The organism is Bacillus sp. MYb56, from assembly GCF_002976445.1.
GTDB lineage: Bacteria > Bacillota > Bacilli > Bacillales > Bacillaceae_G > Bacillus_A > Bacillus_A mycoides.
Genome location: NZ_PCOH01000031.1, coordinates 1 through 26,021, shown reverse-complemented (window position 1 = coordinate 26,021; position 26,021 = coordinate 1). Strand labels below are relative to the sequence as shown.

The window sequence follows — 26,021 nt, the reverse complement described above, 5'->3', positions numbered from 1 at the left end:
AGTAACTAAATTATAGTGAAAAAGTTTCAAAGGGAAGTGTGAAGAGAATGGAATTGCTAAAGGGGAATTTAGTAAATTTAAATGATACAGCGTATTATAATAATCGTGAATTAAGCTGGCTAGCATTTAATGAACGTGTACTACAAGAAGCGCAAGATGAAAATAATCCACTATTAGAAAGACTAAAGTTTATTAGTATTTTTAGTTCGAATTTAGATGAATTTTTTATGGTGCGCGTAGCAGGTTTGAAAGATCAAGTAAGTGCGGGATTTAATCAGCCAGAAAATAAAGCAGGTTTAACACCAAAGAAACAGTTAAATAAGATTGCGATAAAATCGCATGAGTTAATGACTGTGCAGTATGAAACGTTTAAAAATTATGTATTGCCAGCGCTTGAACTAGAGGGGATTGAGCGTTTAACATTTCATGATTTGACGAAAGAGCAAAGGGAATTTATCGAGGAGTATTTTGATGAACAAATATTTCCGGTTTTAACCCCTGTATCTATTGATGCGTATCGTCCATTTCCAATGTTATTAAATAAAAGTTTGAATTTAGCTACTATTTTATATGATGAGCAACAGGCTGAGGAAGAAAATCGTACGAAGTTAGGAATTGTACAAGTGCCTTCATTACTGGAGCGTTTCATATTTTTACCGAGTGAAGGGCAAAAACATAAATTTATTTTATTAGAAGATGTAATTAGTGGTTTTACTCATAAACTATTCACAGGATATAACGTATCACCTGTTACTCGTTTCCGTATTACACGTAATGCGGATTTAACGATCCATGAAGAAGGTGCACGCGATTTATTAAAAGTAATTGAAAAAGAATTGAAAAAGCGTAAGTGGGGAGCTGCCGTTCGTTTAGAAGTTGGTAAAGAACACATTGATGAAAGAGTGTTAGCGTTATTGTATGATGTGTTAGAAGTAAAAGATGAAGATGTGTACATGATGGATGGACCGTTAGATTTAACATGTTTATTCTCCTTATATAAAAAATTAGCGCCTTTATATGAACATCTAGTATATCCGGCTCTTATTCCTCAACCTCCTCAAGATTTAGGTGATGAGGAAGATGTATTTGAAAAAGCGATAGAACATGATATTTTATTACACCATCCCTTTGAGTCGTTTCAGCCAGTCGTTGATTTTGTCCGTGATGCGGCAGATGACTCGAATGTACTTGCGATCAAACAAACATTATATCGTGTAAGTGGAGATTCTCCAATAATTCAGGCGCTGAAGGTAGCAGCTGAAAAAGGAAAACAAGTGACGGTATTGGTTGAGTTAAAGGCAAGGTTTGATGAAGAGAATAATGTTCATTGGGCTAAAGAATTGGAACAGGCCGGATGTCACGTTATTTACGGAGTAAGTCACTTGAAAACGCATAGTAAAATTACGTTAGTTGTAAGAAGAAGAAATGGAAAAATTGAAAGGTTTGTACATCTTGGAACTGGAAATTATAATGATGCAACAGCGAAGTTGTATACCGATTTTGGATATATTACATCGCGAAAAGACTTTGGTGTAGATGCAACAAATTTTTTTAATTATTTGAGTGGTTATACAAAAAAACCGCATTTTCATCATTTATCTGTTGCCCCGTTTGATATAAGAGAGCAGTTTATGGAGTTAATAGATGAGGAAATCCGTTATCATAGACAATATGGAAATGGATATATTATCGCTAAAATGAATTCGTTAACAGATAAACCGTTAATAAAAAAAATGTATGAAGCATCACAAGCTGGGGTAAGGGTAGAGCTCATCGTTAGAGGGACATGTTGTTTAAGACCTGGGATTCCGAATGTAAGTGAAAATATTCGTGTAGTTAGTGTTGTTGGAAGATATTTAGAACATAGTCGTATTTATTATTTCCATCATAATGGAGATGAAAAAATATATTTATCTTCAGCTGATTTGATGACGCGAAATATGGAAAAACGAGTAGAAATATCCTTCCCAATTTTAGATATTGAAATGAAAGCGAGAATAAAGGCAATTTTACAGCTGGTTTTAGCTGATAATGTGAAAACACGTGAACAAAATAAAGATGGTGACTATTATTATATAATTAATAGTAGTATAGAAGAAATTGATAGCCAAGTGAATTTATTTAAGATGGCGTATCAAAATACAGACGCTGAATAGTGTGAAAAAAGTAAAAACCTCTTATTGAATTTAAGAGGTTTTTACTTTTTTTCTCTACTCATATATTCTCAAAATGGAAGGATGAGTAGAGAGAATAGTTTTTATTATAGGCGTGTGATGAGTTGGTTCGTTGAGAGAAAAACATTAGAAGAATGGTTGGTTTAAATTAATAATAGTATGGTTGTTGACAAGGCCCTCCGTAACAAGGAAAAGGTGCTGGTGGTGGGAAAGGCGGTGGATAAGGCGGATAAAACGGTCTAGGCCCGAAAGCTAATGCTCCGCCTAGCAGTCCGCCAGCAATTCCAGCTAGAAATGGAACACCGAAAAATGGAAAGAAGCGTGAGTCGCCTGCTGGGCCAAAAGGTGCTGAACGAACTGGGATCGGTTGATAATATGGATACATGAACAAACCTCCTTTACTGGACTCATTTTTATCATATGGTGGACCAAGCGTGGATGAGCGCGTACAAGGAAGGATATGTAAGGAAATAGGCGAATTGTTACGAATGTTGTAGGATGAAGAGTGTAATTTCAGGTTTTGACATAAAGCGGAATGGGACACGTGTTCTTCCAATACCTCGATTGACATAGAGAGTCAAACCTTGAATGTTATAGAAACCTTCAATATATTCTTTTGCAAGCGACGGGGTAATAATAGCACCTAAAAAAGGAATTTGTACTTGTCCGCCATGGCTATGACCAGAAAGTTGAAGATTGATTGGATATGTAGCGATTTGTGGCGCGATATCTGGTTCGTGAACGAGAACAATTGTATAAATATTTTGTTTTGCATGTTGTAAAGTTTCCGCTATTTTTGGTTTACCCAGTAGCATATCATCGAGTCCGAAAATAGAAATTTCACTATTATCCAGTAAACGAATTCGCTTTTCGCTATTTTGCAAAAGTTCAAATCCAGATTCGCGCATGATGTGATCATAGTATTCAGTTCCATATCCGCCATGATCGTGGTTACCATAAATAGAAAATTTACCGAAGGGTGCCTGTATATTCTTTAAAATGGATGCAACAAAAGAAGCCTCGGTATATGTTTGGTAATCATCAATGAGATCACCAGTAAAAAGGACAATATCTGGCTTTTCAGCATTAATCTTGGAAACGATTTGAGATAAATGTTGGAGAGAGAAATAGTATCCTAGATGTAAATCGCTAAATTGAAGGATCTTCATACCATGAAAACCTTTTGGTATGAGCGGTGATTTAAGTGTGTGTTGCGTAAAAGAAAGCAAATAGGGCTCTATATATTTAGCATAATAATAGCCGATACTTGCGGTTATAAATGAATATAGACAAGTGCGTATTCCAGATTTTAAAAAATTTCTTCTTGTAATTTTCTTCATATACAGGTTACTCGAACCACCCTTCAATTTATTTAAAATATATTTTAAATACTAAAAAAGTAGTATAGATTACGAAAAAAATGAACGAAAAGAAACCTCTTTACGTTAAAATATCAGAAAAATTGAAAAATATAAAGATTTCTATCAAATAAAGTGATAAAATGAATGTGTATTCATTTTTTGGAGGGGATGTATGTGAAAGAGAAGGTAGTTATTATAACAGGTGGATCAAGTGGAATGGGAAAAGGGATGGCGATACGTTTTGCGAAAGAAGGGGCACGTGTTGTTATTACAGGGCGTACAAAAGAAAAGCTAGAAGAAGCAAAGTTAGAAATTGAACAGTTTCCAGAGCAAGTATTATCCGTACAAATGGATGTACGAAATACTGATGATATTCAAAAAATGATTGAACATATTGATGAGAAGTTTGGACGAATTGATATTTTAATAAATAATGCAGCTGGAAACTTTATTTGTCCAGCAGAGGACTTATCTGTGAATGGCTGGAATTCGGTAATTAATATTGTATTAAATGGTACATTTTATTGTAGTCAGGCTATTGGTAAATATTGGATTGAAAAAGGTATAAAAGGAAATATTATTAACATGGTGGCAACATATGCATGGGATGCAGGCCCAGGGGTTATCCATTCGGCAGCAGCTAAAGCTGGTGTATTAGCGATGACAAAAACTCTTGCTGTTGAGTGGGGACGTAAATATGGAATACGAGTTAACGCTATCGCACCAGGACCAATTGAACGTACAGGTGGTGCCGATAAATTATGGATTTCAGAAGAAATGGCTAAGCGTACATTGCAAAGTGTTCCACTTGGTAGAATGGGTACACCAGAAGAAATTGCGGGTCTAGCTTATTATTTATGTTCAGATGAAGCTGCATACATAAATGGAACTTGTATGACAATGGATGGTGGCCAGCATTTGCATCAATATCCATTTTAAAAGGGATGAAAAAACGAATGATTTATTCATTTCTTTGTGGTAAAATATGACGAAATTGTGACACTTAAAAGAAATGTGTTTACAAGAGGGGATATATACGTTATATTTAAGACCTCTTTTTTCTTCATAGTAGAATTGCTAATTCCCCTTAGCATTTTACCCCTCTAATCCCTTCAGGAAAACTGAAGGGATTTTTTATTATTTTTCCGTAAATATCGTGTTATAATTTTTGAAAAGTAAAGGGAGGGAAGCACGTTGATAGATGCATTAGATGTAATGAGTAACTTGGATAAAGTCCTTCCTTATTATCAAGCTATTTTTAGTGCTGATGAGCATACAGTAATTGGATATGAAGTTGTAGGACGTATTCAAACAGAAGAGGGCATACAAAGTTTAGCATCTTTCTTCCATGATGATTCTATTCCGAGTGAGTTCCAACTTGAAGCGGATAACATCATCGTAGAAAAAGCGTTAAATAGGTATTTAGAAACGGATCAAAAATTATTATTATTTATACATCGGAATGCGAATGTATTAATGAATGATGAAGATGAAAGTTTACTTCAACTTTTGCTGATGTATGAAGAACAAGGTTTGAACTTACAACGCATTGTTCTGGAAATAACAGAACATGAATGTAAAGAAGATATAGAACAATTTAATCATTTACTCATGTATTATCGTACATATGGTATTCAAATTTCGATTAATAAAGTCGGAACGGGTACAAGTAATTTAGAGCGTATTAGCGTGTTAGCACCGGATATTTTAAAAGTAGATTTAACAAATTTAAGGCAAACTGCACTTTTACAATCTTATCAAGATATTTTATATTCCTTATCTTTACTTGCTAGAAGAATTGGTGCGACATTGTTATATGAAGAAATTGATGCTTTTTATCAACTACAATATGCTTGGAAAAACGGTGGTAGATATTATCAAGGTAATTATTTGAAAGAATGTTTACCTGATTTTATTGAAACGAATGTTTTAAAAGAGCGACTTGGTAATGAATGTCATCAATTTATTCTGCATGAGAAGAAGAAGTTGCAAAAAATTTATAATTTAACAGAGATGTTACGTGATCGAATTGGTGATGTTCTGTCAAAACAAAAAAAGAATGAAGATATAAATGATTGGTTATTACAATTTAGCCAAAGCATATCACAATATAGTTTTCGGATATTTATTTGTAATGAAGATGGTTTTCAACAATCGGGTAATATTATGAAAAAAGATGGTGGATGGATCATTATGCCAGAGTATTATATGAAGAACTGGAGCTGGCGCCCGTATTTTCTAGAAAATATAATGAAAATGCGTTTTGAGAATAAGGCAAGACTTTCAGATTTATATGCTGATATCGAAACTGGTGAAATGGTACGAACATTTTCATTCCCGATTGATGATGAAAACTTTTTATTTATAGATTTATCGTACGAATATTTATATGAAGAAGATGTTTTATTTTAATGCACGAAGAAATTCGTGTATTTTTTTGTTTGTTTTTATCATAAATTGGTAATAGTGAAAATGATGATGAAAATGCTGTCTATCGTTGTAAAGATTTTACGAACGAAATCATCCCTTTCTTTGCATAATCATTGTTACAATGAATACTACAAAGACAAGCTCTTTTAAAAGGAAGGTGAAAAAATGAAGAAATATGGAATATGGTTTGTTCTATTTATATGTGTTGCCTTTCTAGTTGGATATAGTGTCACAACTGTCTTAGGAAAAGAAGAAGTGAAAGTGGATCGGAAAGAAGTGTTTACAACGATACAAAAAGGTTATGAGACGCAATTTTCAATCCGCGGGAAGCAAATACCTACGAATAAGATGATAGAGACGTTATCACCATATTTTACAAATAATTTCCTTCAAGTTTTTACAGATGAAAACAGTAGAAATGAAAAACAAAGTGGTGAATATTTACTTCCAGCAAAAGAAGCTCCATTTTCTTTTAATTCAGAAACAAAAATGTCTTATGATGAAGAACATAAAAATTTATATGTCTATGAGCGGACAAAGAGTGGACAATATCAAATTGTGACATTGCAAAAGGATAATGGAAAATGGAAATTAGCAGGGTATCATGAAAGTCAGGAACTGTTGACTGAAATAAAAAGGTTACAACAATTATGAGAATAGGAATAGGTGTCGCCTATTCCTATTCTATACCGAGTAGCTGTTGTAATTTTTCAATTTGAAAACCTGCCACAACTTCTTCGTCAATTACAACTGTTGGAGTTGAATAGGATTCATAGTCATATAAAAGACGATTGCGTGCAGCAGCGTCTTTTTTTATGTCAAATTCTTCATATACAACGTTATTATGTTTTAAAAATTCTTTTACAATGGTACAAGGCGGACAATCAGGTTGTGTATAAACCTCAATTTTTTTCATTGTAATTCCTCCCTTTTTCTGTTGTTTATTATATTCTGCCAGTATAAAAAGCGCAATAAAGAAGTAAAAAGATGCTCTTTCATCTTTTTACTTCTTATTTCGACAAATTTTAGTTGAGTTTCTTGCCAAGAACCTTTATCCTAGATTGTGGAACGTTTTTTCTGTTATGACGGATAGAATGAGTATAGCTGTAAAACCTATTGGTAGGAAGATCAGAGAAAGGAGAGATTTCATGTCTCTACTCCAAGGAATTTTAACTCGACTTGTTAGTCTACAAGAACAAGCTGAAAGCGGTGAAGTAGCACAACGCTATTTTGAAGTGAACGGTGAGCGCAAATGTAGCGTGAAATTTTTCGATAAAAGTGAAATGTATGAGTTAGAAGTGTATCAACAAGGTGAAAAACCTCAAGTGTATCAATTCGATAACATCGATATGGTTGCAATTGAGATTTACGATATCATTTCTTGATACATATAAAAAAGGTACTGCCAAATGGCGGTACCTTTTTTAGTTATATTAATTAATGGGCTATATAGGTAGTAGAAGTTTCAATTTAAGTCGCGATTAAATAAAAGAGTTTTTATAAATGTATATGTATAGGAATTTTTCATTTTTCCTACAATGATAGTAAATATTAATAGGAGGTGCAAAGGATGGAACGCTTACCGATTGTTATTTGTCCTAATTGTCACAGTCATGCTGAAATTAATCATGTATTAACTGCCCAGTCTAATCAAAATGTAATTTATACATGTAAGTTTTGTAATTATGTAATTCGAAATATTGAAACGAATAAAGGGTAGTAAGTTATAATTTTTGTTTTTGTCCCATACAATGAGAATACGAAAAGTCTGTCTAATTGAAAGGACGTGACTATGTGGACGGTGAGCATACATTTTATAATGTTTCAGAGAGACATTTGAATTTTGATATGGTATTTAACCGTATTTGTAGTTTCATTGAAAAGGATCCGCGAAATTTATATCGATTATCTATTGGGACAGACTCACAAGCGCATCAAAAGGATACGAGGTTTATTACAGCGATACATATTCATCGTGTTGGAAAAGGAGCATGGGGATGTTTGCATCATAAATCAGTGAAAAATAAGCCAGCAACGTTGCGAGAGAAAATATATTTAGAAACACAGTTTAGTCAAGAAATCGCCTATCTATTTACTCCCAATCATATACAAGCGATATGGGATTTATTGCACCCATACGCTCAAGATGGAGCAGGATTCATAATGGAAATTCATTTAGATATCGGGAATGATGGTTTAACAAAAGAATTTATTTTAGATATGACGATGAAAATTCAAGCAATGGGATTAACAGCAAAAATTAAACCAGATGCTTATGCGGCATTTAGTTACGCAAACAGATATACAAAATAATGTGAAATGATGTCTATATATTCGCAGTCGTTAAGTATTTCTAACAAAAACTGAATATTACATCTGTTAAATAGACTGAAAAATTTATATAATGAGAGTGATGATGCGAGTGCAAGGAGAGGAGCATATGGAAAAGGAATTTGTTTTAACAAGAGAAGAAGAAAATTTATTGTTGGATATTCTGTTTCAGCAAAATTACGCGAGCGAAATTTTAGCGGTGGAGCTTACAGACATTGAGAATGGTTTAAAACAGACAGATGTGACGCAATATAAAAAAATCACAAGATTGTTTTACCGATTAAAAAATAAAGGGTATTAAGGACTACCGGAATGGTAGTCTTTTTTTTATGTTATATGCTAAAATAGTTATGTATTTTTATTTTTATTAGAAGAATGTCAGGACAAAATAATAATATGAAAACGCTATCATAAAATGGGAATAGGATCGGAGAATATTAGCAGGAAAAAGGGAAAATGGGGGATGTAACATGATTAGTATTCCGAAAGACGAGTTTCAACAAATTCTTGTGAAGGATTTAATGATTTCATCAGATAAAGTAGCACATGTACAAATAGGGAATGGTCTAGAACATGCTTTACTCGTTCTTGTGAAATCTGGATATTCGGCGATTCCTGTTTTAGACCCTATGTATAAATTACATGGGTTAATTAGTACTGCTATGATTTTAGATGGTATTTTAGGATTAGAGCGCATTGAGTTTGAAAGACTTGAGAATATGAAAGTGGAACAAGTGATGAAGGAAGAGATTCCAGTTCTTATGTTAGAAGATTCTTTTGCAAAAGCTTTAGAAATGACAATTGATCATCCTTTTATTTGCGCTGTCAATGAAGAAGGTTACTTCGAGGGTATTTTAACACGTCGGGCTATTTTAAAATTGTTGAATAAAAAAGTGAGACAGCATAATCGATAACGTAGGGAAAGTGACTTCACAGAAAAGACGAAGTCACTTTTTTTCGTGCATATCAGTTGTGTATGTATTATATTTAAAAAGACATAAAGCATAAGAAAAGTTTGAACTAACAAACCGTTCTAATGTATAAAAGTATGCAATTAAATTAAGGATGAAATACTTATTAAAATTAGGTGTATGGAAGCTAAGGAAAGAGGGAGAAAGTTGCAAATTGATGATTTTCAAATGATGGTTGTGTTAGCTCAGGAATCAAATATGAGAAAAGCGGCGGAACGTTTATTTGTTTCCCAACCTGCGCTTAGTCAACGATTACAATCTATGGAGAAACAATGGGGAATGAAATTTTTTATTCGTTCACAAAAAGGATTAACAATTACACCTGAAGGGGAAAAAGTTGCAAATTATGCAAAAGAAATGTTACAACGGGAAGAGGGTATTAAAAGTGAACTGGCTCTTTTTAGAACCGAAACATACGGTACGTTAAAAATAGCTGTTGCATCAGTCATTGGGCAATATTGGCTTCCACCTGTTTTGAAAAAATTTGTGCATAAGTATCCTTCTGTGAAGATATCTCTGTTTACTGGCTGGAGTAGTGAAGTGCAAAAGCAATTTTATGAAGGAGACGTTCATGTTGCTATACTGAGAGGATCACAAGAATACAAAGGGCAGAAACAACAATTATTTGAAGATGAATTATATTTAGTTGATAAAGAAATAAAAGATATTTCGATGTTAAAAGAGACAAATAGACCATTTATTCAATTTAAAAGTGATTCGACCTACTATGGACAAATACAAAATTGGTGGTATGGATTATTTTCAAATCCACCTAAGCGAACGATTGTAGTTGACCAAATTGAAACGTGCAAACAGCTTGTTTTAAATGGAATAGGTTATGCTCTTTTACCTTCGACTGTTTTAAAAGAAGTGCAGGAAAATATGTATAAAACACCTGTTCAATTAACGAGAGAAACATGGTTATTGACGAGTGACTCGGCAAGGCAGTTGAAGCAAGTACAAGCATTTTTAGAAATTATAGAAGAAATTCAAATGGGAAAATAAGATTATTGTCTTGCTACTGGCTCTATCGTTTGGTAGAGTAACATTATAAATGGATTTAGGAGGCAACAAGAATGAAAATGATGGACGCTAACGAAATTATTTCGTTTATTCAAAACAGTGAAAAGAAAACTCCTGTAAAGGTATACATAAAAGGGGATTTAAAAGAGGTAACATTCCCTGAAACAGTACAAGCATTTGTAAATAAAAAATCTGGTGTATTATTCGGAGAATGGTCTGAAATTAAGACAATTCTTGATGAAAATAACAAGCACATTGTTGACTATGTAGTTGAGAATGACCGTCGTAATTCTGCAATTCCAATGCTTGATTTAAAAGGTATTAAAGCTCGTATTGAGCCAGGCGCGATTATTCGTGACCATGTAGAAATTGGTGACAACGCTGTTATCATGATGAATGCAACAATTAACATCGGTGCTGTAATTGGTGAAGGTACTATGATCGACATGAACGCAGTGCTTGGTGGACGTGCAACAGTTGGTAAGAACTGTCACGTAGGTGCAGGTGCTGTACTTGCCGGTGTTATTGAGCCACCTTCTGCAAAACCAGTTATCGTTGAAGATGATGTTGTAATTGGTGCAAATGTAGTTGTTCTAGAAGGCGTTACAGTAGGTAAAGGTGCAGTTGTAGCAGCAGGAGCTGTTGTAACAGAAGATGTGCCTCCATATACAGTTGTTGCGGGAACTCCGGCACGTGTAATTAAAGAAATTGATGAGAAGACAAAAGCAAAAACTGAAATTAAACAAGAGCTTCGTCAATTAAACCCAGAGAAATAAAAAATAAAAAGCGTAAGAGCATGAATGTGCTCTTACGCTTTTTATAGATAGAGGTGCAAAAATGACAGTAAGCAAATTTGTCCAAGTTCGTAGAGATTTACATAAAATTCCGGAGTTTGGATTTAAAGAGTGGAAAACACAACAGTATATTTTAGATTATATAGGAACGCTTCCTAATGAATATTTGGAAGTGAAAACATGGAAAACAGGTGTAATTGTTAAAGTAAATGGAAAAAATCCAGAAAAAATAATAGGTTATCGTGCAGATATAGACGGTCTACCAATTACAGAGGAAACTGGATATGAATTCTCTTCTGTCCATGAAGGAATGATGCATGCATGTGGACATGATTTGCATGCAACAATCGGTTTAGGACTTCTAACAGCGGCTGTAAGCGAAAGAATAGATGATGATCTTGTGTTTATATTCCAACCAGCTGAAGAAGGTCCAGGTGGTGCACTTCCTATGTTAGAAAGCGATGAGTTAAAAGAATGGAAGCCTAATATGATTCTTGGACTTCATATTGCGCCTGAATACTCTGTGGGAACAATTGCTACAAAAGAAGGTTTATTATTTGCGAATACATCAGAGCTATACGTTGATTTAAAAGGAAAAGGTGGACATGCTGCATATCCGCATACAGCAAATGATATGATTGTTGCAGCGAGTCATCTCGTTACACAACTTCAATCAGTTATTAGTCGTAATGTGAACCCTCTTGACAGTGCGGTAATTACAATTGGGAAAATTACAGGTGGTACAGTTCAAAACATTATCGCAGAAAAGTCTCGTTTAGAAGGAACAATTCGAACGCTATCAGTGGAATCAATGAAACGTGTTAAAAGCCGAATTGAGGCAATTGTTGCGGGAATAGAAGCTTCTTTTCAATGTGAAGCTGTTATTGACTACGGAGCGATGTATCATCAAGTGTATAACCATGAGGAGCTAACGAGAGAGTTTATGCAATTTACACGTGAACAAACGACTATGGACGTAATTACGTGTACGGAGGCAATGACAGGTGAAGACTTTGGTTATATGCTTCGAGAGATACCTGGATTTATGTTTTGGCTTGGAGTAAATTCAGAATATGGTTTACATCATGCGAAATTAAAACCAGACGAAGAGGTTATTGAGAAAGCAATTGTATTTTTAAATCAATATGTGAAGTGGAAGGGAAATAGAAAGTGAACTTACTCGCTAATTGTGCAATAGTTTAGAGTGGGGACTTCTTAGTTCAGAGACGAAAACATCTTTCGTATTCGTTCGTGTTAGACATCTTCATACAAATGAGTAAAGTTAAATTTGACGTCTTAATAATGAGCAGGGGGTTTTTAGCCACTGCTCATTATTAATTATTGCTAATAGGGAAGATAATTATTTAACTACCCTATATATGTTTACTTTTAGTATGAAAAGTGTGTAAAATCAATGTGATACATAGAAAAAGGGTGGGGAATTACGTGCAAATTAGCAGTGCGATTTTATGTTTCGTCTTATATGCATATGTTATTATTGCGGCGGTTTATTTTGGGATAAGTTTTTACGCCTATCGTTTAGCAAATAATAGTGAATATGAAGAAACATACAAATGGGTGAAAAGATATTTGTCACCTGTACTAGAAATTATGAATGGATTTGTTCTTTTTTTATTTATTGGATTAATTGCTTTCTCGACGAGTTTAGTAGGGAATAAGACTACGTTATTTGTACTAGGTATCATTATTTTTATGCTATTAGGAATTCGGATTGGTAATACGGTGTTTTGGAACGAAAGAAAAATAGATGGTTGGACAGGGATGTTTATTCCATGTATGTTAGCTGCAATTGTGACGAATATAGAACATGAATATTATCAATTACATTTTTGGCTTATCATTGTTTTAACAATCCTCTCTGTTTTGTATATAAGTACTGTCGTGCTAACATACATCGCAAATGAAAAAGGAGATGCAAAAGGTGCGCACTTCTTTAGAGGGCGTGCATTATTATGGAGTGTGCCGACGATGGCAGTTATAGGAATTATTGCGATATTAGTAAATGGATATCAATTTACTAATTGGCAATTGTTTTTAGAAACTTGGTGGATCTTCATTGTTTCGCTTGTAGCTTTTTTAGGCGCAACACATTATTTATTCCATCAACATCATTACATATTGGCACTGTTATTCGCATTTACACAACTTTTATTTGCTTTTTTCGGACAAGAAACGCTATTGTTCGTTTTTGAAACATTTAGTTCATTTGGAAATATATTTGTATTTGGTATGTTAATTTTCGGTATCGCGTTTTATTTACAACAGTATTTTTATATGCAAAAACAAAAATAAGAAGTATATACAGGTTTTTGTAGCGAATTTAAAGTATGTTACAATAAAAGTACATAGTATTTGATGTTATTGGAGGAATTCCTGTGGGCGAAAAAGAGAAAGAATTTGCTGTTATTGGGCTTGGCCGTTTTGGTGGAAGTATTTGCCGTGAATTAGCTCAATTAGGTATGGAAGTAATGGCAATTGACTCAGATGAGGATAAAATTAATGAGTTTGCAAATATAGCTTCGCATGCTGTAATTGCAGATTCAACAGATGAGATGGTATTAAAAAGTCTTGGTATTCGTAATTTTGATCATGTAGTCGTTGCTATTGGAGATAATTTGAATTCAAGTATTTTAACAACGTTAATTTTGAAAGAATTAGGTGTGAAAAATATTACTGTAAAAGCTCAAAATGACTATCATGAAAAAGTGTTAAGTAAAATAGGGGCAGATCATATTGTGCATCCAGAACGAGATATGGGAAAAAGGATTGCTAATAATATCGCATCAAGTAATGTGTTAGATTACCTAGAGCTTTCAGATGAGCATAGTATTGTAGAGATTATCGCAAATAAAAAAATTGATGGGCACTCTTTAATTGAATTAGATATTCGTGCGAAGTTTGGTTTGAACATTGTAGCAATTAAACGTGGAAAAGAAGTTATCGTATCCCCTCGAGCTACAGAAAACGTTCAGGCGGGAGATATATTAATTGTAATTGGTCATGACGATGAAGTAGATCGTTTTAAGCATTTTTTAAGATAAGAGAAAAGGACAATGCCGAGGAGGCATTGTCCTTTTTCTTATATTTCCATAATGATTGGTAAAATCATTGGACGACGTTTCGTTTTTTCGTATAGGAATGGTGCTAATGTGTCTGTAATCTCATTTTTAATTTCAGACCATTGTGTTGTTTTTCGCTCCATTACTTTTTCTAAATGTGTTGTAATTAATGTTTGAGCATCGTTGATTAAATCGCTGCTTTCACGCATATAAACGAAACCACGCGAGATGATATCAGGTCCTGCTGCAACTTTAAATTCTTTCATATCAATGCTTACAACTACAATAACAAGTCCTTCTTCAGAAAGAATGCGACGATCACGTAATACGATATTACCGATATCTCCAATACCATTTCCATCGATATAGACAGAGCCAGATGGGATTTTCCCAGCTACGCTTGCTTCATCAGAACGTAAAGCAAGAACATCTCCATTATCCATAATGAAACAATTTTCTTCTGGAATACCACAATCATTCGCTAATTTCATATGCATACGTTGCATACGATATTCACCATGAATTGGCATGAAATATTTCGGCTTAATAAGACGTAGCATTAACTTTTGTTCTTCTTGTCCACCGTGTCCACTCGTATGAATATTTGAGAGTTTACCATGGATTACATCAGCACCAGCGCGGTACAACATGTTAATTGTACGACTTACACTAATTGTATTGCCTGGGATTGGTGAAGAAGAGAAAACAACTGTATCGCCAGGGATAATTTGAATTTGACGATGTGTACCATTGGCAATACGTGAAAGTGCTGCCATCGGCTCCCCTTGACTACCTGTACATAACATAACAACTTTATTAGCTGGTAGGCGGTTTAGCTGAGATGTGTCTATGAATGTATCCTTTGGACACCGGATATAACCAAGGTTTTGTCCGATTTCAATAGCCGCTTCCATACTTCGACCGAATACAGCTACTTTACGATTGTTTTCAACAGCAGCCTCAACAACTTGTTGTAAGCGATGGATATTCGATGCAAAGGTTGCGAATATAATGCGACCGTCTACTTTGCGGAATATATCTTGAATACTATCACCAACGCGGCGCTCAGACATCGTAAAGTTTGGCACTTCACTGTTTGTACTATCAGATAAGAGACAAAGTACACCGTCTTTTCCGATTTCGGCCATTTTTGTTAAATCTGCTGGCTCACCTACTGGTGTGAAATCAAATTTGAAATCACCTGTATGAACGACTTGTCCTTGAGGTGTTTTCACAACAACTCCGTATGAATCCGGAATACTGTGAGTTGTACGGAAGAAGGAAACAGATGTCTTTTTAAATTTAATAACATCATCTTCTTGAATTTCATAAAGTTTTGCTTTACGAAGTAATCCGTGCTCTTCTAATTTGTTTTTTATTAGGGCAATTGCTAATTTTCCGCCGTAAATTGGAATGTTTACTTGACGTAATAGATAAGGAATTCCACCGATATGATCTTCGTGACCATGTGTAATGAATAACCCTTTAATTTTATCTTCGTTTCGCACAAAATAAGTGTAATCTGGTATTACATAATCGATCCCGAGGAGTTCGTCTTCTGGAAATTTAATTCCAGCATCAATTATAATAATTTCATCTTGAAATTGAACAGCATATGTATTTTTACCGATTTCACCAAGACCACCGAGGGCAAAAACGGCAGCTTGATCATTTTTTAGGAATTTCATATGACTATACGATCTCCGCTAATATTAAATCAGCGTTTTGTTTTTCATATTCAAGATGAGCACCAGTAACAGACTGAACGAACTCGATATTATATGCGAACTTATTTAATTTTTTACGAACATCCTTTTGAGACGTAGCCTCTAAATATAAAACTTTTGTATTTTCACGTACTGGGACCTCAGTTAATTTTTCTTGATAAAATACTTTAAAAATCATTGGGAAAACCTCTCCTTGTCTATGTTTTGCATTATCTGTTACTTATTATAAAGCAAACAGTCACGATTTTCATGTTTTTTCGAATGAGAATGAAGAAAAAGCCCGAAATGGGCACAATTTAAGCGATTGTCTTCTTACGGACTAAATCGTTTAAATAACGCTTGAGCTTTTTCTTCAGCTTCTTCAGCATGATTACTCCTTCCTTTCCTTATTTAAAACATGCATATTACTAATGATAACTCTGTCTCCCATACAAGAAAGAAGATTAGAAGTGAATAGTGAATCTTGTTCTTTTTAGTATAGTGTAAGTTATCTTGTAGTAACGATTAGTAGCCGTTAGTTATAGATATAGTATGAGGAAGAATAGAAAAGAAAATTCATCCGAACAAGTATCCACATTTTTTCACTAATAGTATATGCACATTTCATAAATAAGGTCAGAAAGTGAACGCTTTCTTCACAGATGTTTAATATGTTATACTTTTTTTTGAAATTTGAAAAGTGATAATCAAAATAGGAATATAGAGTGCCAGAAAGGATTTTGACAAATGAATGATAAAATTGTCTTTTTTGATATTGATGGAACATTATTAGATCATGATAAGAAAATTCCGCAATCTACAAGAGATGCAGTAAGAGATTTACAAGAAAAAGGTGTGCATGTAGCGATTGCGACAGGGCGTGCGCCATTTATGTTTGAAGATATTCGTGAGGAACTCAATATACATAATTATGTTAGTTTTAACGGGCAGTATGTTGTATTTGAGGATGAGGTATTATTTAATAATCCATTACATCCTGATGCTCTACATAAGTTTACTCAGTTTGCAAAACAAGAAGGATATCCACTTGTATATCTTGACCATCAAGAAATGAGAGCGTCAGTGGAATATCATGATTATGTAAAAGAAGGTTTTGGAAGCTTACAATTCGAGCATCCGGCATATGAACCTGATTTTTATGAGAAACGCGATATTTATCAAACGCTTCTTTTTTGTGAAGTAAACGAAGAAGAAAAGTTTATTCATCATTATCCAGATTTTCATTTTATACGCTGGCATGCATATTCAATGGATATTATCCCTAATGGTGGTTCTAAGGCAAAAGGGATTGAGAAGTTTATTGAGAAAATAGGATTTAATCGTGAACAAGTATATGCATTTGGGGACGGATTAAATGATTTAGAAATGATTGAAGCAGTAGGAACGGGCATTGTGATGGGGAATGGTCATGAGGATTTGAAAAAACTTGCTAATTATGTGACAAAAGATGTTAATGAAGACGGTATTTATCACGGATTAAAGTGGGCTGGCTTGTTATAAGTAAGTGTGGAACCCATTTCATATAATAAAAAGGCGGAAGGTTAACTTCCGCCTTTTTACTATTATCGCTCGAGAGGTTTTGAATCATCGGGAGCCACAAATGGATTGTCTTTATTAATATGGTCATAGAACATAACACCGTTTAAATGGTCGATTTCATGTTGGAATACAATTGCTGGTAAACCTTTTAATCGCAGTTTTACGTCTTCACCGTTAATCGTTGTTGCCTTTACTGTAATTCTCGTGTAACGAGGGACATAACCAGGTACTTCACGGTCTACAGATAGACAGCCTTCACCATTTTGTAAATATGTACGTTCAACAGAATGACTAATGATTTTTGGGTTAAATAATGCGTAGCTATATAACGTATCGTTCGTATCAGTTACATGAACCGCAATCATTTTCTTTGAAATACCGATTTGCGGAGCCGCTAATCCGATTCCGGGGCGTAAATTATATTTTTCAGCCATTTCAGGGTCCTGGCTATTTATTACAAATTCAATCATTTCTTTAAGAGTATTTGTATCTTCCTCGCTAGCAGGTAAGGAGACCTCTTCTGCGACGTCGCGCAAAATAGGATTTCCTTCACGAATTACCTCATTCATTGTAAGCATATGTAATCTCTCCTTTCTCCTTTAGTCTACCAAAGGAGATAAAAAAAGTCATCGGCAAGTAAGGAAGAGCTACTTGGAAACAAATCTTCTACAGATAAGTTATGTAATAAAAAGAAAAGACGGCAAAGCCGTCTGTTTCTTTCCATAGTTGTTTCATTTTACATTAATTAGCGAATGCAAGCAGCACCAACGATAATTAAAAGGATAAACAACACAACGATTAAGGCGAAGCCGCTTCCAGATCCGCCACAAGAACCGCCATAACCGTAGGAAGGATATGAACAAGTTGTTGGATAGCAATATGAGTATCCGTACATGAGATGACCTCCTTTATCATTTCCCGCTAATACTGCGGTTACTATAATGTATGGAGGAATGATCAGAAATGTATAGGTATTTACCTATAAAAGGAAGAAGTGTTTGTATAATTTTCTTGAGAAGAGAGAAAAACTAAGGAGAATTAAATCGTTTACATATTATTCTAAGAGAAAAAATAAGTTAAAAAGGGAATAATATAACAGCAGGTTATTGCTTACTAATACAGATGTGAAAAATAAAAACACGTTTGTGTAGAGGAAACCGGCATATTATTTATAAAAAAACGTATTCAAAGTAATTGACATCGTAATTAGAATAGTTGTAAACTAAAAAACGTGATCAAGATTGTATTAATATGTTTTTGAAAAAACATTAGTACAGATTGTTAGGTACACAAAATTATTCTCAACCGACAAACAAATTTGTTGGTTTACATTGTTGCGCTTTCAGTCTAGCTAATAGATAGTGAAAGCGTTTCAGAATATGGTTCAAGAGAGGAAGAGGTGAACGGAATGGGTACTAAAACAAAAAAGACCCTATTTAATGTTGATGAGCAAATGAAAGCTATCGCAGCTCAATTTGAAACATTACAAATTTTAAATGAAAAAGGCGAAGTTGTGAATGAAGCAGCTATGCCTGAATTATCTGATGATCAATTAAAAGAATTAATGCGCCGTATGGTGTATACTCGCGTACTAGATCAACGTTCTATTTCTTTAAACCGTCAAGGACGTTTAGGTTTCTACGCACCAACTGCTGGACAAGAGGCTTCTCAATTAGCAAGTCATTTCGCACTTGAAGCAGAAGATTTTATCTTACCAGGATATCGTGACGTTCCACAATTAGTGTGGCACGGTCTACCATTATACCAAGCATTCTTATTCTCTCGTGGACATTTCATGGGTAACCAAATGCCTGAGAATGTAAATGCACTTGCTCCACAAATCATTATCGGTGCGCAAATCATCCAAACTGCTGGTGTTGCGTTAGGTATGAAATTACGTGGTAAAAAATCTGTTGCAATTACTTACACTGGTGACGGTGGTGCTTCACAAGGTGACTTCTACGAAGGTATGAACTTTGCGGGTGCATTCAAAGCTCCAGCAATCTTCGTTGTACAAAACAACCGTTATGCAATCTCTACTCCAGTAGAAAAGCAATCTGCAGCTAAAACTGTAGCACAAAAAGCAGTAGCAGCAGGTATTTACGGAATTCAAGTAGACGGAATGGATCCATTAGCTGTATACGCAGCAACTGCTTTCGCTCGTGAGCGCGCAGTAAATGGCGAAGGTCCTACTTTAATCGAGACTTTAACATTCCGTTATGGTCCACATACAATGGCTGGTGATGACCCAACTCGTTACCGTACAAAAGATATCGAAAACGAATGGGAACAAAAAGATCCAATCGTACGCTTCCGTGCATTCTTAGAAAACAAAGGCCTATGGTCTCAAGAAGTTGAAGAGAAAGTTATCGAAGAAGCAAAAGAAGATATCAAACAAGCAATTGCTAAGGCTGACCAAGCTCCAAAACAAAAAGTTACTGATTTAATGGAAATCATGTACGAAAAAATGCCTTACAACTTAGCTGAACAATATGAAATTTACAAAGAAAAGGAGTCGAAGTAAGCCATGGCTCAAATGACAATGATTCAAGCAATCACTGATGCTTTACGCGTTGAAATGAAAAATGATCCTAACGTACTTGTGTTTGGTGAAGACGTTGGTGTAAACGGCGGAGTATTCCGTGCTACTGAAGGTTTACAAGCTGAATTCGGTGAAGATCGTGTAATGGATACTCCACTTGCAGAGTCTGGTATTGGTGGACTTGCAGTTGGACTTGCACTTGAAGGCTTCCGTCCAGTTCCAGAAATCCAATTCTTCGGTTTCATTTATGAAGTAATGGATTCAGTTTCTGGTCAATTAGCTCGTATGCGTTACCGTTCTGGTGGACGTTGGACTGCTCCAGTAACAATTCGTTCTCCATTCGGTGGTGGTGTTCATACTCCTGAACTACATGCTGATAGCTTAGAAGGATTAGTGGCACAACAACCTGGTCTAAAAGTTGTTATTCCATCTACTCCATACGATGCAAAAGGTCTTTTAATCTCTGCGATTCGTGACAACGATCCAGTTATCTACTTAGAGCATATGAAATTGTACCGTTCATTCCGTCAAGATGTACCAGAAGGTGATTACACAATTGATTTAGGCAAAGCTGACATCAAACGTGAAGGTACAGATGTATCTGTTATCGCTTATGGTGCTATGGTTCATGCTGCATTAAAAGCTGCTGAAGAACTTGAAAAAGAAGGTATCTCTTTAGAGGTTGTTGACTTACGTACAGTTCAACCATTAGATATCGAAACAATCATCGCTTCTGTTGAAAAAACAGGCCGCGTAGTTGTAGTTCAAGAAGCTCAAAAACAAGCTGGTATTGCAGCTAACGTTGTAGCGGAAATTAACGACCGTGCAATCTTAAACTTAGAAGCTCCAGTTGTACGTGTTGCAGCTGCTGATACAGTATTCCCATTCTCTCAAGCTGAGAGCGTATGGTTACCAAACCATAAAGATATTGTTGAAGCTGTTAACAAAGTAATGAACTTCTAATTTTTAGTTTTTCATGTGCAAAAGAAATCAGCACATGCTGGTTTCTTTTGTACATATTCCATAATAATGAAATGAATCAGGGGGCTGAATTCCGTGGCATTTGAATTTAAACTACCAGATATCGGTGAAGGTATCCACGAAGGTGAAATCGTAAAATGGTTTATTAAACCAGGCGATGAAGTAAATGAAGACGATGTACTTCTTGAAGTACAAAATGATAAAGCAGTAGTAGAAATCCCTTCTCCTGTTAAAGGTAAAGTACTTGAAGTACTTGTAGAAGAAGGAACAGTTGCAATTGTAGGAGATACATTAATTAAATTTGATGCTCCTGGATACGAAAACCTTAAATTTAAAGGTGACGATCATGATGAAGCTCCAAAAGCTGAAGAAGTAGCAGTAGAAGCTCCAGCAGCGGAAACTACTCCAGCAGCAACTGCAGAAGTAGTAAATGAGCGTGTAATCGCTATGCCATCTGTTCGTAAATATGCTCGTGAAAAAGGTGTAGATATTCATAAAGTAGCTGGTTCTGGTAAGAACGGCCGTGTTGTGAAAACTGACATCGATGCATTTGCAAATGGTGGACAAACTGTAGCAGCAACTGAGGCTCCAGCAGCAGTAGAAGCTACTCCAGCAGCAGCAGCGAAAGAAGAAGCACCAAAAGCACAACCAATCCCAGCTGGTGAATATCCAGAAACTCGTGAGAAAATGAGTGGTATCCGTAAAGCGATTGCGAAAGCAATGGTTAACTCTAAGCATACAGCTCCTCACGTAACATTAATGGATGAAGTAGATGTAACAGAACTTGTTGCTCACCGTAAGAAGTTCAAAGCTGTTGCAGCTGACAAAGGTATTAAATTAACTTACCTTCCATACGTTGTAAAAGCTTTAACATCTGCATTACGTGAATTCCCAATGTTGAATACTGCTTTAGACGATGCTTCTCAAGAAATCGTTCATAAACATTACTTCAACATCGGTATCGCAGCTGATACAGACAAAGGTCTATTAGTACCAGTTGTTAAAGATACAGATCGTAAATCTATCTTTACTATTTCTAACGAGATCAATGAACTTGCTGGTAAAGCACGTGATGGTCGTTTAGCTCCAACTGAAATGAAAGGTGCTTCTTGCACAATTACAAACATTGGTTCTGCAGGTGGACAATGGTTCACTCCAGTTATCAATCACCCAGAAGTAGCAATCCTTGGTATCGGCCGTATCGCTGAGAAACCAGTTGTGAAAAACGGTGAAATCGTTGCAGCTCCAGTATTAGCATTATCTCTAAGCTTTGACCATCGTTTAATTGACGGCGCAACTGCTCAAAAAGCATTAAACCAAATTAAACGTCTATTGAATGACCCACAATTATTAGTAATGGAGGCGTAATAACAATGGTAGTAGGAGATTTCCCAATTGAATTAGATACAGTCGTTGTTGGTGCAGGTCCTGGTGGATACGTTGCGGCAATTCGTGCAGCACAATTAGGTCAAAAGGTAGCGATTATTGAAAAATCTAACCTTGGTGGCGTATGCTTAAACGTTGGATGTATTCCTTCAAAAGCGTTAATCAATGCAGGTCATCGTTATGAGAATGCAATGCATTCTGATGACATGGGTATCACTGCAGAGAACGTAAAAGTTGACTTTACAAAAGTTCAAGAATGGAAAAACGGCGTAGTTAAGAAATTAACTGGCGGTGTTGAAGGCCTTCTTAAAGGTAACAAAGTTGAAATCATTCGCGGTGAAGCTTACTTCGTAGATGCTAATACATTACGCGTAATGACTGAAGATGCAGCACAAACTTATACGTTTAAAAATGCTGTTCTTGCAACTGGTTCTACACCAATCGAAATTCCAGGATTCAAATACTCTAAACGTGTTATCAACTCTACAGGCGCTTTAAGCTTACCTGAAATTCCTAAAAAACTTGTTGTAATCGGCGGCGGTTACATCGGTATGGAATTAGGTACTGCATATGCTAACTTCGGTACAGAAGTTACTGTAGTAGAAGCTGGCGACGAAATCTTAGCTGGTTTCGAAAAAGCTATGAGCTCTGTTGTTAAACGTGCTCTACAGAAAAAAGGTAACGTAAATATCCATACAAAAGCTATGGCTAAAGGCGTTGAAGAAACAGAAACTGGCGTAAAAGTTAGCTTTGAAGTTAACGGTGAAATCCAAACTGTAGAAGCAGATTACGTATTAGTAACTGTAGGTCGTCGTCCAAACACTCAAGAAATCGGTCTTGAGCAAGTTGGAATTAAAATGACTGACCGTGGCATTATCGAAATTGATGAGCAATGCCGTACAAATATTTCAAACATCTATGCAATCGGTGATATCGTTCCTGGACCACCATTAGCTCACAAAGCTTCTTACGAAGGTAAAGTAGCTGTTGAAGTAATTAGTGGCCATGCATCAGCAATCGATTACATCGGAATTCCTGCAGTATGCTTCACTGATCCAGAATTAGCATCTGTTGGTTACACTAAGAAACAAGCTGAAGAAGCAGGAATGACAGTAGCTGTATCTAAGTTCCCATTCGCTGCAAACGGTCGTGCGTTATCATTAAACAGCACTGACGGTTTCTTACAACTTGTAACGCGTAAAGAAGATGGTCTTCTTGTAGGTGCACAAGTTGCAGGTGCAGGTGCTTCTGATATTATCTCTGAGATTGGTTTAGCTATCGAAGCTGGAATGACAGCTGAAGATATCGCTCAAACAATCCATGCTCACCCAACATTAGGTGAGATCACAATGGAAGCAGCTGAAGTTGCTCTTGGAATGCCAATTCACATTGTAAAATAATTTAAGTAATGTAAATACCCCATCTCTTATTTAAAGAGATGGGGTATTTTTATTTTCATAAAATGACTTGCAAGGTCTTTATATGTACTTGTCGAATGAATATATAATACTTTAAATGAACCGTTAGCATATATGCCGTTATATAATATGTAATTGATTCAAACTTAATCCCATATATTAATAAAATAGAGCATGTCAAAGGAGAAGGTTCCATGAGAATATTACATGTTATATTTTATCATTTTCTATTATGGAGTGGTTTTTCCATTGTATTAACATTATCGAATGGTGATAAGTTTCATTATAAAGTAATTCTCTTTTTCGTATTTCTTTATTTGGCATATGTGATTGCATGTTTTGTATTACACGTAAGAAAGCAGGCATTATTCCTTACGTGTTCAAATTGCATACTTTTTTTAATCATATTCTCTATTTTTTAAATTAACGTTTATAGAAATACATTGTTCTTCCATTAAATAGTTGTAACTCTCCTTCTAATTTCTTCGCTAGAAAACGGCTAAATTCATTTGCTTTTCCTTTATCACCAAATGTTGCTGTAGTAGGCAAAGAAACCTGAATAAAAGATTGTTCCTTTTCTATTCCAATCCCAACATAAATAGAATCATATCGATCGTGACTCGATTGGAGTTTTAATGTTGTTGCTGATGTATCTAATATTTCATAAGGAAAAGCTGTATTTGTATAAGCATAATTAATTTGATCACCAGTCTTGGAAGTAACGGTTTTATAGTTATGAAAAAGGTGTTTAACATCTTCTATTGAAACAGATTGTTGATTGGATTTAGGTACAAGTGTGATAAAGGCGTGTTGCATACAAATTCCCCCTTAGCTTAGTAGAATAATATCATTCTACATCCTACTGAATTTTTTGACAATTAAAAGGAGTATTACTTTTTTTGTTTAATATATTAATGAGTAGGAAGTGTTATTTAGAAAGGTGGAAACTCATGTTTGAAAAATTGTATGATGAGCATGAAAGTGTGAAGGTACGATTTTTAGGATTTATGACGCATGATACACGTTATGATTTTGGAGTTATTTATACAAATATGTTTTTTGGAAAGCCACTTATTGTTTGTATGCAAACAGGGAGATCTACTTTGCTTGGGAGAGATGATGTAGAAAATGTTCCATATATACAGGAAACTTTTAAGTTAGGATCGGAAGAGGAGGCGGAGGAGTTAGCTCAGTTTTTTAAATTTCTTGTTCCGTCTACTTCTTTGCATGCGGAGTATGAAGAATAATTAACAAGAAACAGTCGTACGTATGAGATATGGCTGTTTTTTTGTGTTAATATCGCATACTAATTTAATTTTAAAATATTTAATGTGTTATACTAAAAACCTATTGACGTAAAAAGTATAACATATTAAAATAAAGACAGAAAGTTAAGCGGTTACAAAAGTTTTTGGGATTATAAACTTAGGGGGAAATGAAAAATGGGAACAATCGTATGTCAAGATTGTGAAGGTACAATTGCACACTTCGAGGATGAGAAAGTAACGGTACTTTACGGGAAATGTGGATCTTGCGGATGTGATCACACAGAACATACAAAAGCCCAATAATTGATAGGAAATTGACAGCTAAAAGTTTTTAGGACCATAAACTTAGGGGGAAATGAAAAATGGGAACAATCGTATGCCAAGTTTGTGAAGGAACAATCGGACATTTTGAAGATGAGAAAACGACAGTACTTTATGGGAAATGTGGTTCCAATTGTGACTGTGCTAGTAGAGACAATGCGAAAGCTTAATCATATATAAGTAGATTATTCTTTAAACTCAGGGGGAAATGAAAATGGGAACAATCGTATGCCAAGTTTGTGAAGGAACAATCGGACATTTTGAAGATGAGAAAACGACAGTACTTTATGGGAAATGTGGTTCCAATTGTGACTGTGCTAGTAGAGACAATGCGAAAGCTTAATCATATATAAGTAGATTATTCTTTAAACTCAGGGGGAAATGAAAATGGGAACAATCGTATGCCAAGTTTGTGAAGGAACAATCGGACATTTTGAAGATGAAAAATCAACAGTACTTTATGGGAAATGTGGATCTCATTGCGAATGTGACCATACAGAACATACAAAAGCTTAATAATTAAGAAAAAACGCCTACACTGCAGTGACCCCTGTCAAGTAGACAGTATTTAAAAAGCGCAACTAAGCAACCTGAGTTCTATATTTATATGGACTCAGGTTATTTAATTTCTTTTGAAATCTTTGATGGTTATAAAAGTGCATATATTTACGCACG

General features: G+C 35.1%; 34 protein-coding genes. 25 read left to right on the top strand and 9 right to left on the bottom strand.

The genetic code is table 11. The annotated features are described in order from the left end of the window. Nucleotides 1–47 precede the first annotated feature (47 nt). Nucleotides 48–2,156 carry a polyphosphate kinase gene (locus CQ058_RS25720; RefSeq protein ID WP_002014829.1) on the top strand — a complete coding sequence of 703 codons (2,109 nt, stop codon included), beginning with the start codon at nucleotides 48–50 and terminating at the stop codon, nucleotides 2,154–2,156. A gap of 166 nt (nucleotides 2,157–2,322) precedes the next feature. Here the strand turns inward: CQ058_RS25720 and CQ058_RS25715 are convergent, their stop codons facing one another. Further along, complete coding sequence (locus CQ058_RS25715) at nucleotides 2,323–2,559, bottom strand: hypothetical protein (RefSeq protein WP_002014830.1); 237 nt, start codon at nucleotides 2,557–2,559, stop codon at nucleotides 2,323–2,325. 97 nt (nucleotides 2,560–2,656) lie between these two features. Continuing rightward, nucleotides 2,657–3,514, bottom strand: coding sequence for a metallophosphoesterase (locus CQ058_RS25710; protein ID WP_002014831.1), 858 nt, complete (start codon nucleotides 3,512–3,514; stop codon nucleotides 2,657–2,659). 195 nt (nucleotides 3,515–3,709) lie between these two features. On the opposite strand from CQ058_RS25710, the gene fadH reads away from it, so the two are divergent. The 3 genes from fadH (at nucleotide 3,710) to CQ058_RS25695 (ending at nucleotide 6,619) form a co-directional block, all read left to right on the top strand. Continuing rightward, entirely contained in the window at nucleotides 3,710–4,474 is a 765-nt protein-coding gene (gene fadH, locus CQ058_RS25705) for a 2,4-dienoyl-CoA reductase (RefSeq protein WP_105590039.1), read from the top strand. A gap of 255 nt (nucleotides 4,475–4,729) precedes the next feature. Next, nucleotides 4,730–5,947, top strand: a complete 1,218-nt coding sequence (locus tag CQ058_RS25700; RefSeq protein WP_002128891.1) for an EAL domain-containing protein — start codon at nucleotides 4,730–4,732, stop codon at nucleotides 5,945–5,947. Nucleotides 5,948–6,130: 183 nt separating this feature from the next. Then, on the top strand, nucleotides 6,131–6,619 hold the full coding sequence (locus tag CQ058_RS25695; RefSeq protein ID WP_002128890.1) for a DUF3993 domain-containing protein: 489 nt from the start codon (nucleotides 6,131–6,133) through the stop codon (nucleotides 6,617–6,619). 25 nt (nucleotides 6,620–6,644) lie between these two features. Here CQ058_RS25695 and CQ058_RS25690 read toward each other — a convergent pair whose 3' ends face one another. Then, nucleotides 6,645–6,881, bottom strand: a complete 237-nt coding sequence (locus CQ058_RS25690) for a glutaredoxin domain-containing protein (protein WP_002014835.1) — start codon at nucleotides 6,879–6,881, stop codon at nucleotides 6,645–6,647. 232 nt (nucleotides 6,882–7,113) lie between these two features. On the opposite strand from CQ058_RS25690, the gene CQ058_RS25685 reads away from it, so the two are divergent. The 10 genes from CQ058_RS25685 (at nucleotide 7,114) to CQ058_RS25640 (ending at nucleotide 14,146) form a co-directional block, all read left to right on the top strand. Further along, nucleotides 7,114–7,350: a YkuJ family protein gene (locus tag CQ058_RS25685; protein WP_000055151.1), complete on the top strand. Its 237-nt coding sequence runs from the start codon at nucleotides 7,114–7,116 to the stop codon at nucleotides 7,348–7,350. A 185-nt stretch (nucleotides 7,351–7,535) separates the two neighbouring features. Then, on the top strand, nucleotides 7,536–7,685 hold the full coding sequence (locus CQ058_RS31920) for a hypothetical protein (RefSeq protein WP_002160670.1): 150 nt from the start codon (nucleotides 7,536–7,538) through the stop codon (nucleotides 7,683–7,685). 74 nt (nucleotides 7,686–7,759) lie between these two features. Then, nucleotides 7,760–8,278 (top strand): ribonuclease H-like YkuK family protein, encoded by a 519-nt coding sequence (locus tag CQ058_RS25675; RefSeq protein ID WP_002033829.1) that lies wholly within the window; start codon nucleotides 7,760–7,762, stop codon nucleotides 8,276–8,278. A 127-nt stretch (nucleotides 8,279–8,405) separates the two neighbouring features. Beyond that, the gene (gene abbA, locus CQ058_RS25670) at nucleotides 8,406–8,597 is read left to right on the top strand and encodes an antirepressor AbbA (protein WP_002145987.1); all 192 of its coding nucleotides are present in this window, start codon (nucleotides 8,406–8,408) and stop codon (nucleotides 8,595–8,597) included. A 169-nt stretch (nucleotides 8,598–8,766) separates the two neighbouring features. Further along, the gene (cbpB, locus tag CQ058_RS25665) at nucleotides 8,767–9,210 is read left to right on the top strand and encodes a cyclic-di-AMP-binding protein CbpB (RefSeq protein WP_002066926.1); all 444 of its coding nucleotides are present in this window, start codon (nucleotides 8,767–8,769) and stop codon (nucleotides 9,208–9,210) included. Between the two features lie 177 nt (nucleotides 9,211–9,387). Beyond that, nucleotides 9,388–10,272: a transcriptional regulator CcpC gene (locus CQ058_RS25660; protein WP_003191095.1), complete on the top strand. Its 885-nt coding sequence runs from the start codon at nucleotides 9,388–9,390 to the stop codon at nucleotides 10,270–10,272. A gap of 71 nt (nucleotides 10,273–10,343) precedes the next feature. Next, the gene (gene dapD, locus CQ058_RS25655) at nucleotides 10,344–11,066 is read left to right on the top strand and encodes a 2,3,4,5-tetrahydropyridine-2,6-dicarboxylate N-acetyltransferase (protein ID WP_002014841.1); all 723 of its coding nucleotides are present in this window, start codon (nucleotides 10,344–10,346) and stop codon (nucleotides 11,064–11,066) included. Nucleotides 11,067–11,127: 61 nt separating this feature from the next. Then, nucleotides 11,128–12,258 carry an N-acetyldiaminopimelate deacetylase gene (locus tag CQ058_RS25650; protein WP_105590038.1) on the top strand — a complete coding sequence of 377 codons (1,131 nt, stop codon included), beginning with the start codon at nucleotides 11,128–11,130 and terminating at the stop codon, nucleotides 12,256–12,258. A gap of 272 nt (nucleotides 12,259–12,530) precedes the next feature. Beyond that, nucleotides 12,531–13,397: a hypothetical protein gene (locus CQ058_RS25645; RefSeq protein ID WP_002014843.1), complete on the top strand. Its 867-nt coding sequence runs from the start codon at nucleotides 12,531–12,533 to the stop codon at nucleotides 13,395–13,397. A gap of 83 nt (nucleotides 13,398–13,480) precedes the next feature. Further along, nucleotides 13,481–14,146, top strand: coding sequence for a potassium channel family protein (locus CQ058_RS25640; protein WP_000504033.1), 666 nt, complete (start codon nucleotides 13,481–13,483; stop codon nucleotides 14,144–14,146). Nucleotides 14,147–14,184: 38 nt separating this feature from the next. Here the strand turns inward: CQ058_RS25640 and rnjA are convergent, their stop codons facing one another. Then, on the bottom strand, nucleotides 14,185–15,852 hold the full coding sequence (gene rnjA / locus CQ058_RS25635) for a ribonuclease J1 (RefSeq protein WP_002014844.1): 1,668 nt from the start codon (nucleotides 15,850–15,852) through the stop codon (nucleotides 14,185–14,187). Between the two features lie 4 nt (nucleotides 15,853–15,856). Further along, nucleotides 15,857–16,069 carry a DNA-dependent RNA polymerase subunit epsilon gene (locus CQ058_RS25630; protein ID WP_000576436.1) on the bottom strand — a complete coding sequence of 71 codons (213 nt, stop codon included), beginning with the start codon at nucleotides 16,067–16,069 and terminating at the stop codon, nucleotides 15,857–15,859. Nucleotides 16,070–16,617: 548 nt separating this feature from the next. On the opposite strand from CQ058_RS25630, the gene CQ058_RS25620 reads away from it, so the two are divergent. After that, nucleotides 16,618–17,391, top strand: a complete 774-nt coding sequence (locus CQ058_RS25620; RefSeq protein ID WP_002014845.1) for a Cof-type HAD-IIB family hydrolase — start codon at nucleotides 16,618–16,620, stop codon at nucleotides 17,389–17,391. Between the two features lie 62 nt (nucleotides 17,392–17,453). Here CQ058_RS25620 and def read toward each other — a convergent pair whose 3' ends face one another. Together def and CQ058_RS25610 are read right to left on the bottom strand one after the other, a co-directional pair. Further along, the gene (gene def / locus CQ058_RS25615; protein WP_002014846.1) at nucleotides 17,454–18,008 is read right to left on the bottom strand and encodes a peptide deformylase; all 555 of its coding nucleotides are present in this window, start codon (nucleotides 18,006–18,008) and stop codon (nucleotides 17,454–17,456) included. A 167-nt stretch (nucleotides 18,009–18,175) separates the two neighbouring features. Then, nucleotides 18,176–18,325: a YjcZ family sporulation protein gene (locus CQ058_RS25610; RefSeq protein ID WP_002014847.1), complete on the bottom strand. Its 150-nt coding sequence runs from the start codon at nucleotides 18,323–18,325 to the stop codon at nucleotides 18,176–18,178. A 513-nt stretch (nucleotides 18,326–18,838) separates the two neighbouring features. Between CQ058_RS25610 and pdhA the strand changes: the two genes are divergently transcribed. From pdhA to CQ058_RS25585, 5 genes are all read left to right on the top strand, one after another. Beyond that, entirely contained in the window at nucleotides 18,839–19,954 is a 1,116-nt protein-coding gene (pdhA, locus tag CQ058_RS25605; protein WP_000536893.1) for a pyruvate dehydrogenase E1 component subunit alpha, read from the top strand. 3 nt (nucleotides 19,955–19,957) lie between these two features. Next, nucleotides 19,958–20,935: a pyruvate dehydrogenase complex E1 component subunit beta gene (gene pdhB, locus CQ058_RS25600; protein WP_000068162.1), complete on the top strand. Its 978-nt coding sequence runs from the start codon at nucleotides 19,958–19,960 to the stop codon at nucleotides 20,933–20,935. A 93-nt stretch (nucleotides 20,936–21,028) separates the two neighbouring features. Beyond that, nucleotides 21,029–22,321, top strand: a complete 1,293-nt coding sequence (pdhC, locus tag CQ058_RS25595; protein ID WP_105590037.1) for a pyruvate dehydrogenase complex dihydrolipoyllysine-residue acetyltransferase — start codon at nucleotides 21,029–21,031, stop codon at nucleotides 22,319–22,321. Nucleotides 22,322–22,326: 5 nt separating this feature from the next. Continuing rightward, the gene (gene lpdA, locus CQ058_RS25590) at nucleotides 22,327–23,739 is read left to right on the top strand and encodes a dihydrolipoyl dehydrogenase (protein WP_002014851.1); all 1,413 of its coding nucleotides are present in this window, start codon (nucleotides 22,327–22,329) and stop codon (nucleotides 23,737–23,739) included. A 212-nt stretch (nucleotides 23,740–23,951) separates the two neighbouring features. Beyond that, the gene (locus tag CQ058_RS25585; protein ID WP_002088334.1) at nucleotides 23,952–24,179 is read left to right on the top strand and encodes a hypothetical protein; all 228 of its coding nucleotides are present in this window, start codon (nucleotides 23,952–23,954) and stop codon (nucleotides 24,177–24,179) included. A gap of 1 nt (nucleotide 24,180) precedes the next feature. Here CQ058_RS25585 and CQ058_RS25580 read toward each other — a convergent pair whose 3' ends face one another. Further along, complete coding sequence (locus CQ058_RS25580; protein WP_002014853.1) at nucleotides 24,181–24,573, bottom strand: DUF1885 family protein; 393 nt, start codon at nucleotides 24,571–24,573, stop codon at nucleotides 24,181–24,183. Nucleotides 24,574–24,707: 134 nt separating this feature from the next. On the opposite strand from CQ058_RS25580, the gene CQ058_RS25575 reads away from it, so the two are divergent. From CQ058_RS25575 to CQ058_RS25555, 5 genes are all read left to right on the top strand, one after another. Then, nucleotides 24,708–25,004, top strand: coding sequence for a DUF3055 domain-containing protein (locus CQ058_RS25575; protein ID WP_000462037.1), 297 nt, complete (start codon nucleotides 24,708–24,710; stop codon nucleotides 25,002–25,004). 195 nt (nucleotides 25,005–25,199) lie between these two features. After that, nucleotides 25,200–25,328: a GapA-binding peptide SR1P gene (locus CQ058_RS25570; protein ID WP_000536778.1), complete on the top strand. Its 129-nt coding sequence runs from the start codon at nucleotides 25,200–25,202 to the stop codon at nucleotides 25,326–25,328. A 59-nt stretch (nucleotides 25,329–25,387) separates the two neighbouring features. Further along, the gene (locus CQ058_RS25565) at nucleotides 25,388–25,516 is read left to right on the top strand and encodes a GapA-binding peptide SR1P (protein WP_002033839.1); all 129 of its coding nucleotides are present in this window, start codon (nucleotides 25,388–25,390) and stop codon (nucleotides 25,514–25,516) included. Nucleotides 25,517–25,560: 44 nt separating this feature from the next. Then, complete coding sequence (locus tag CQ058_RS25560) at nucleotides 25,561–25,689, top strand: GapA-binding peptide SR1P (protein WP_002033839.1); 129 nt, start codon at nucleotides 25,561–25,563, stop codon at nucleotides 25,687–25,689. 44 nt (nucleotides 25,690–25,733) lie between these two features. After that, on the top strand, nucleotides 25,734–25,862 hold the full coding sequence (locus CQ058_RS25555) for a GapA-binding peptide SR1P (RefSeq protein ID WP_002111497.1): 129 nt from the start codon (nucleotides 25,734–25,736) through the stop codon (nucleotides 25,860–25,862). A gap of 65 nt (nucleotides 25,863–25,927) precedes the next feature. Here the strand turns inward: CQ058_RS25555 and CQ058_RS32925 are convergent, their stop codons facing one another. Continuing rightward, nucleotides 25,928–26,020, bottom strand: a complete 93-nt coding sequence (locus CQ058_RS32925; RefSeq protein ID WP_098110948.1) for an IS3 family transposase — start codon at nucleotides 26,018–26,020, stop codon at nucleotides 25,928–25,930. Between the last annotated feature and the right edge of the window lies 1 nt (nucleotide 26,021).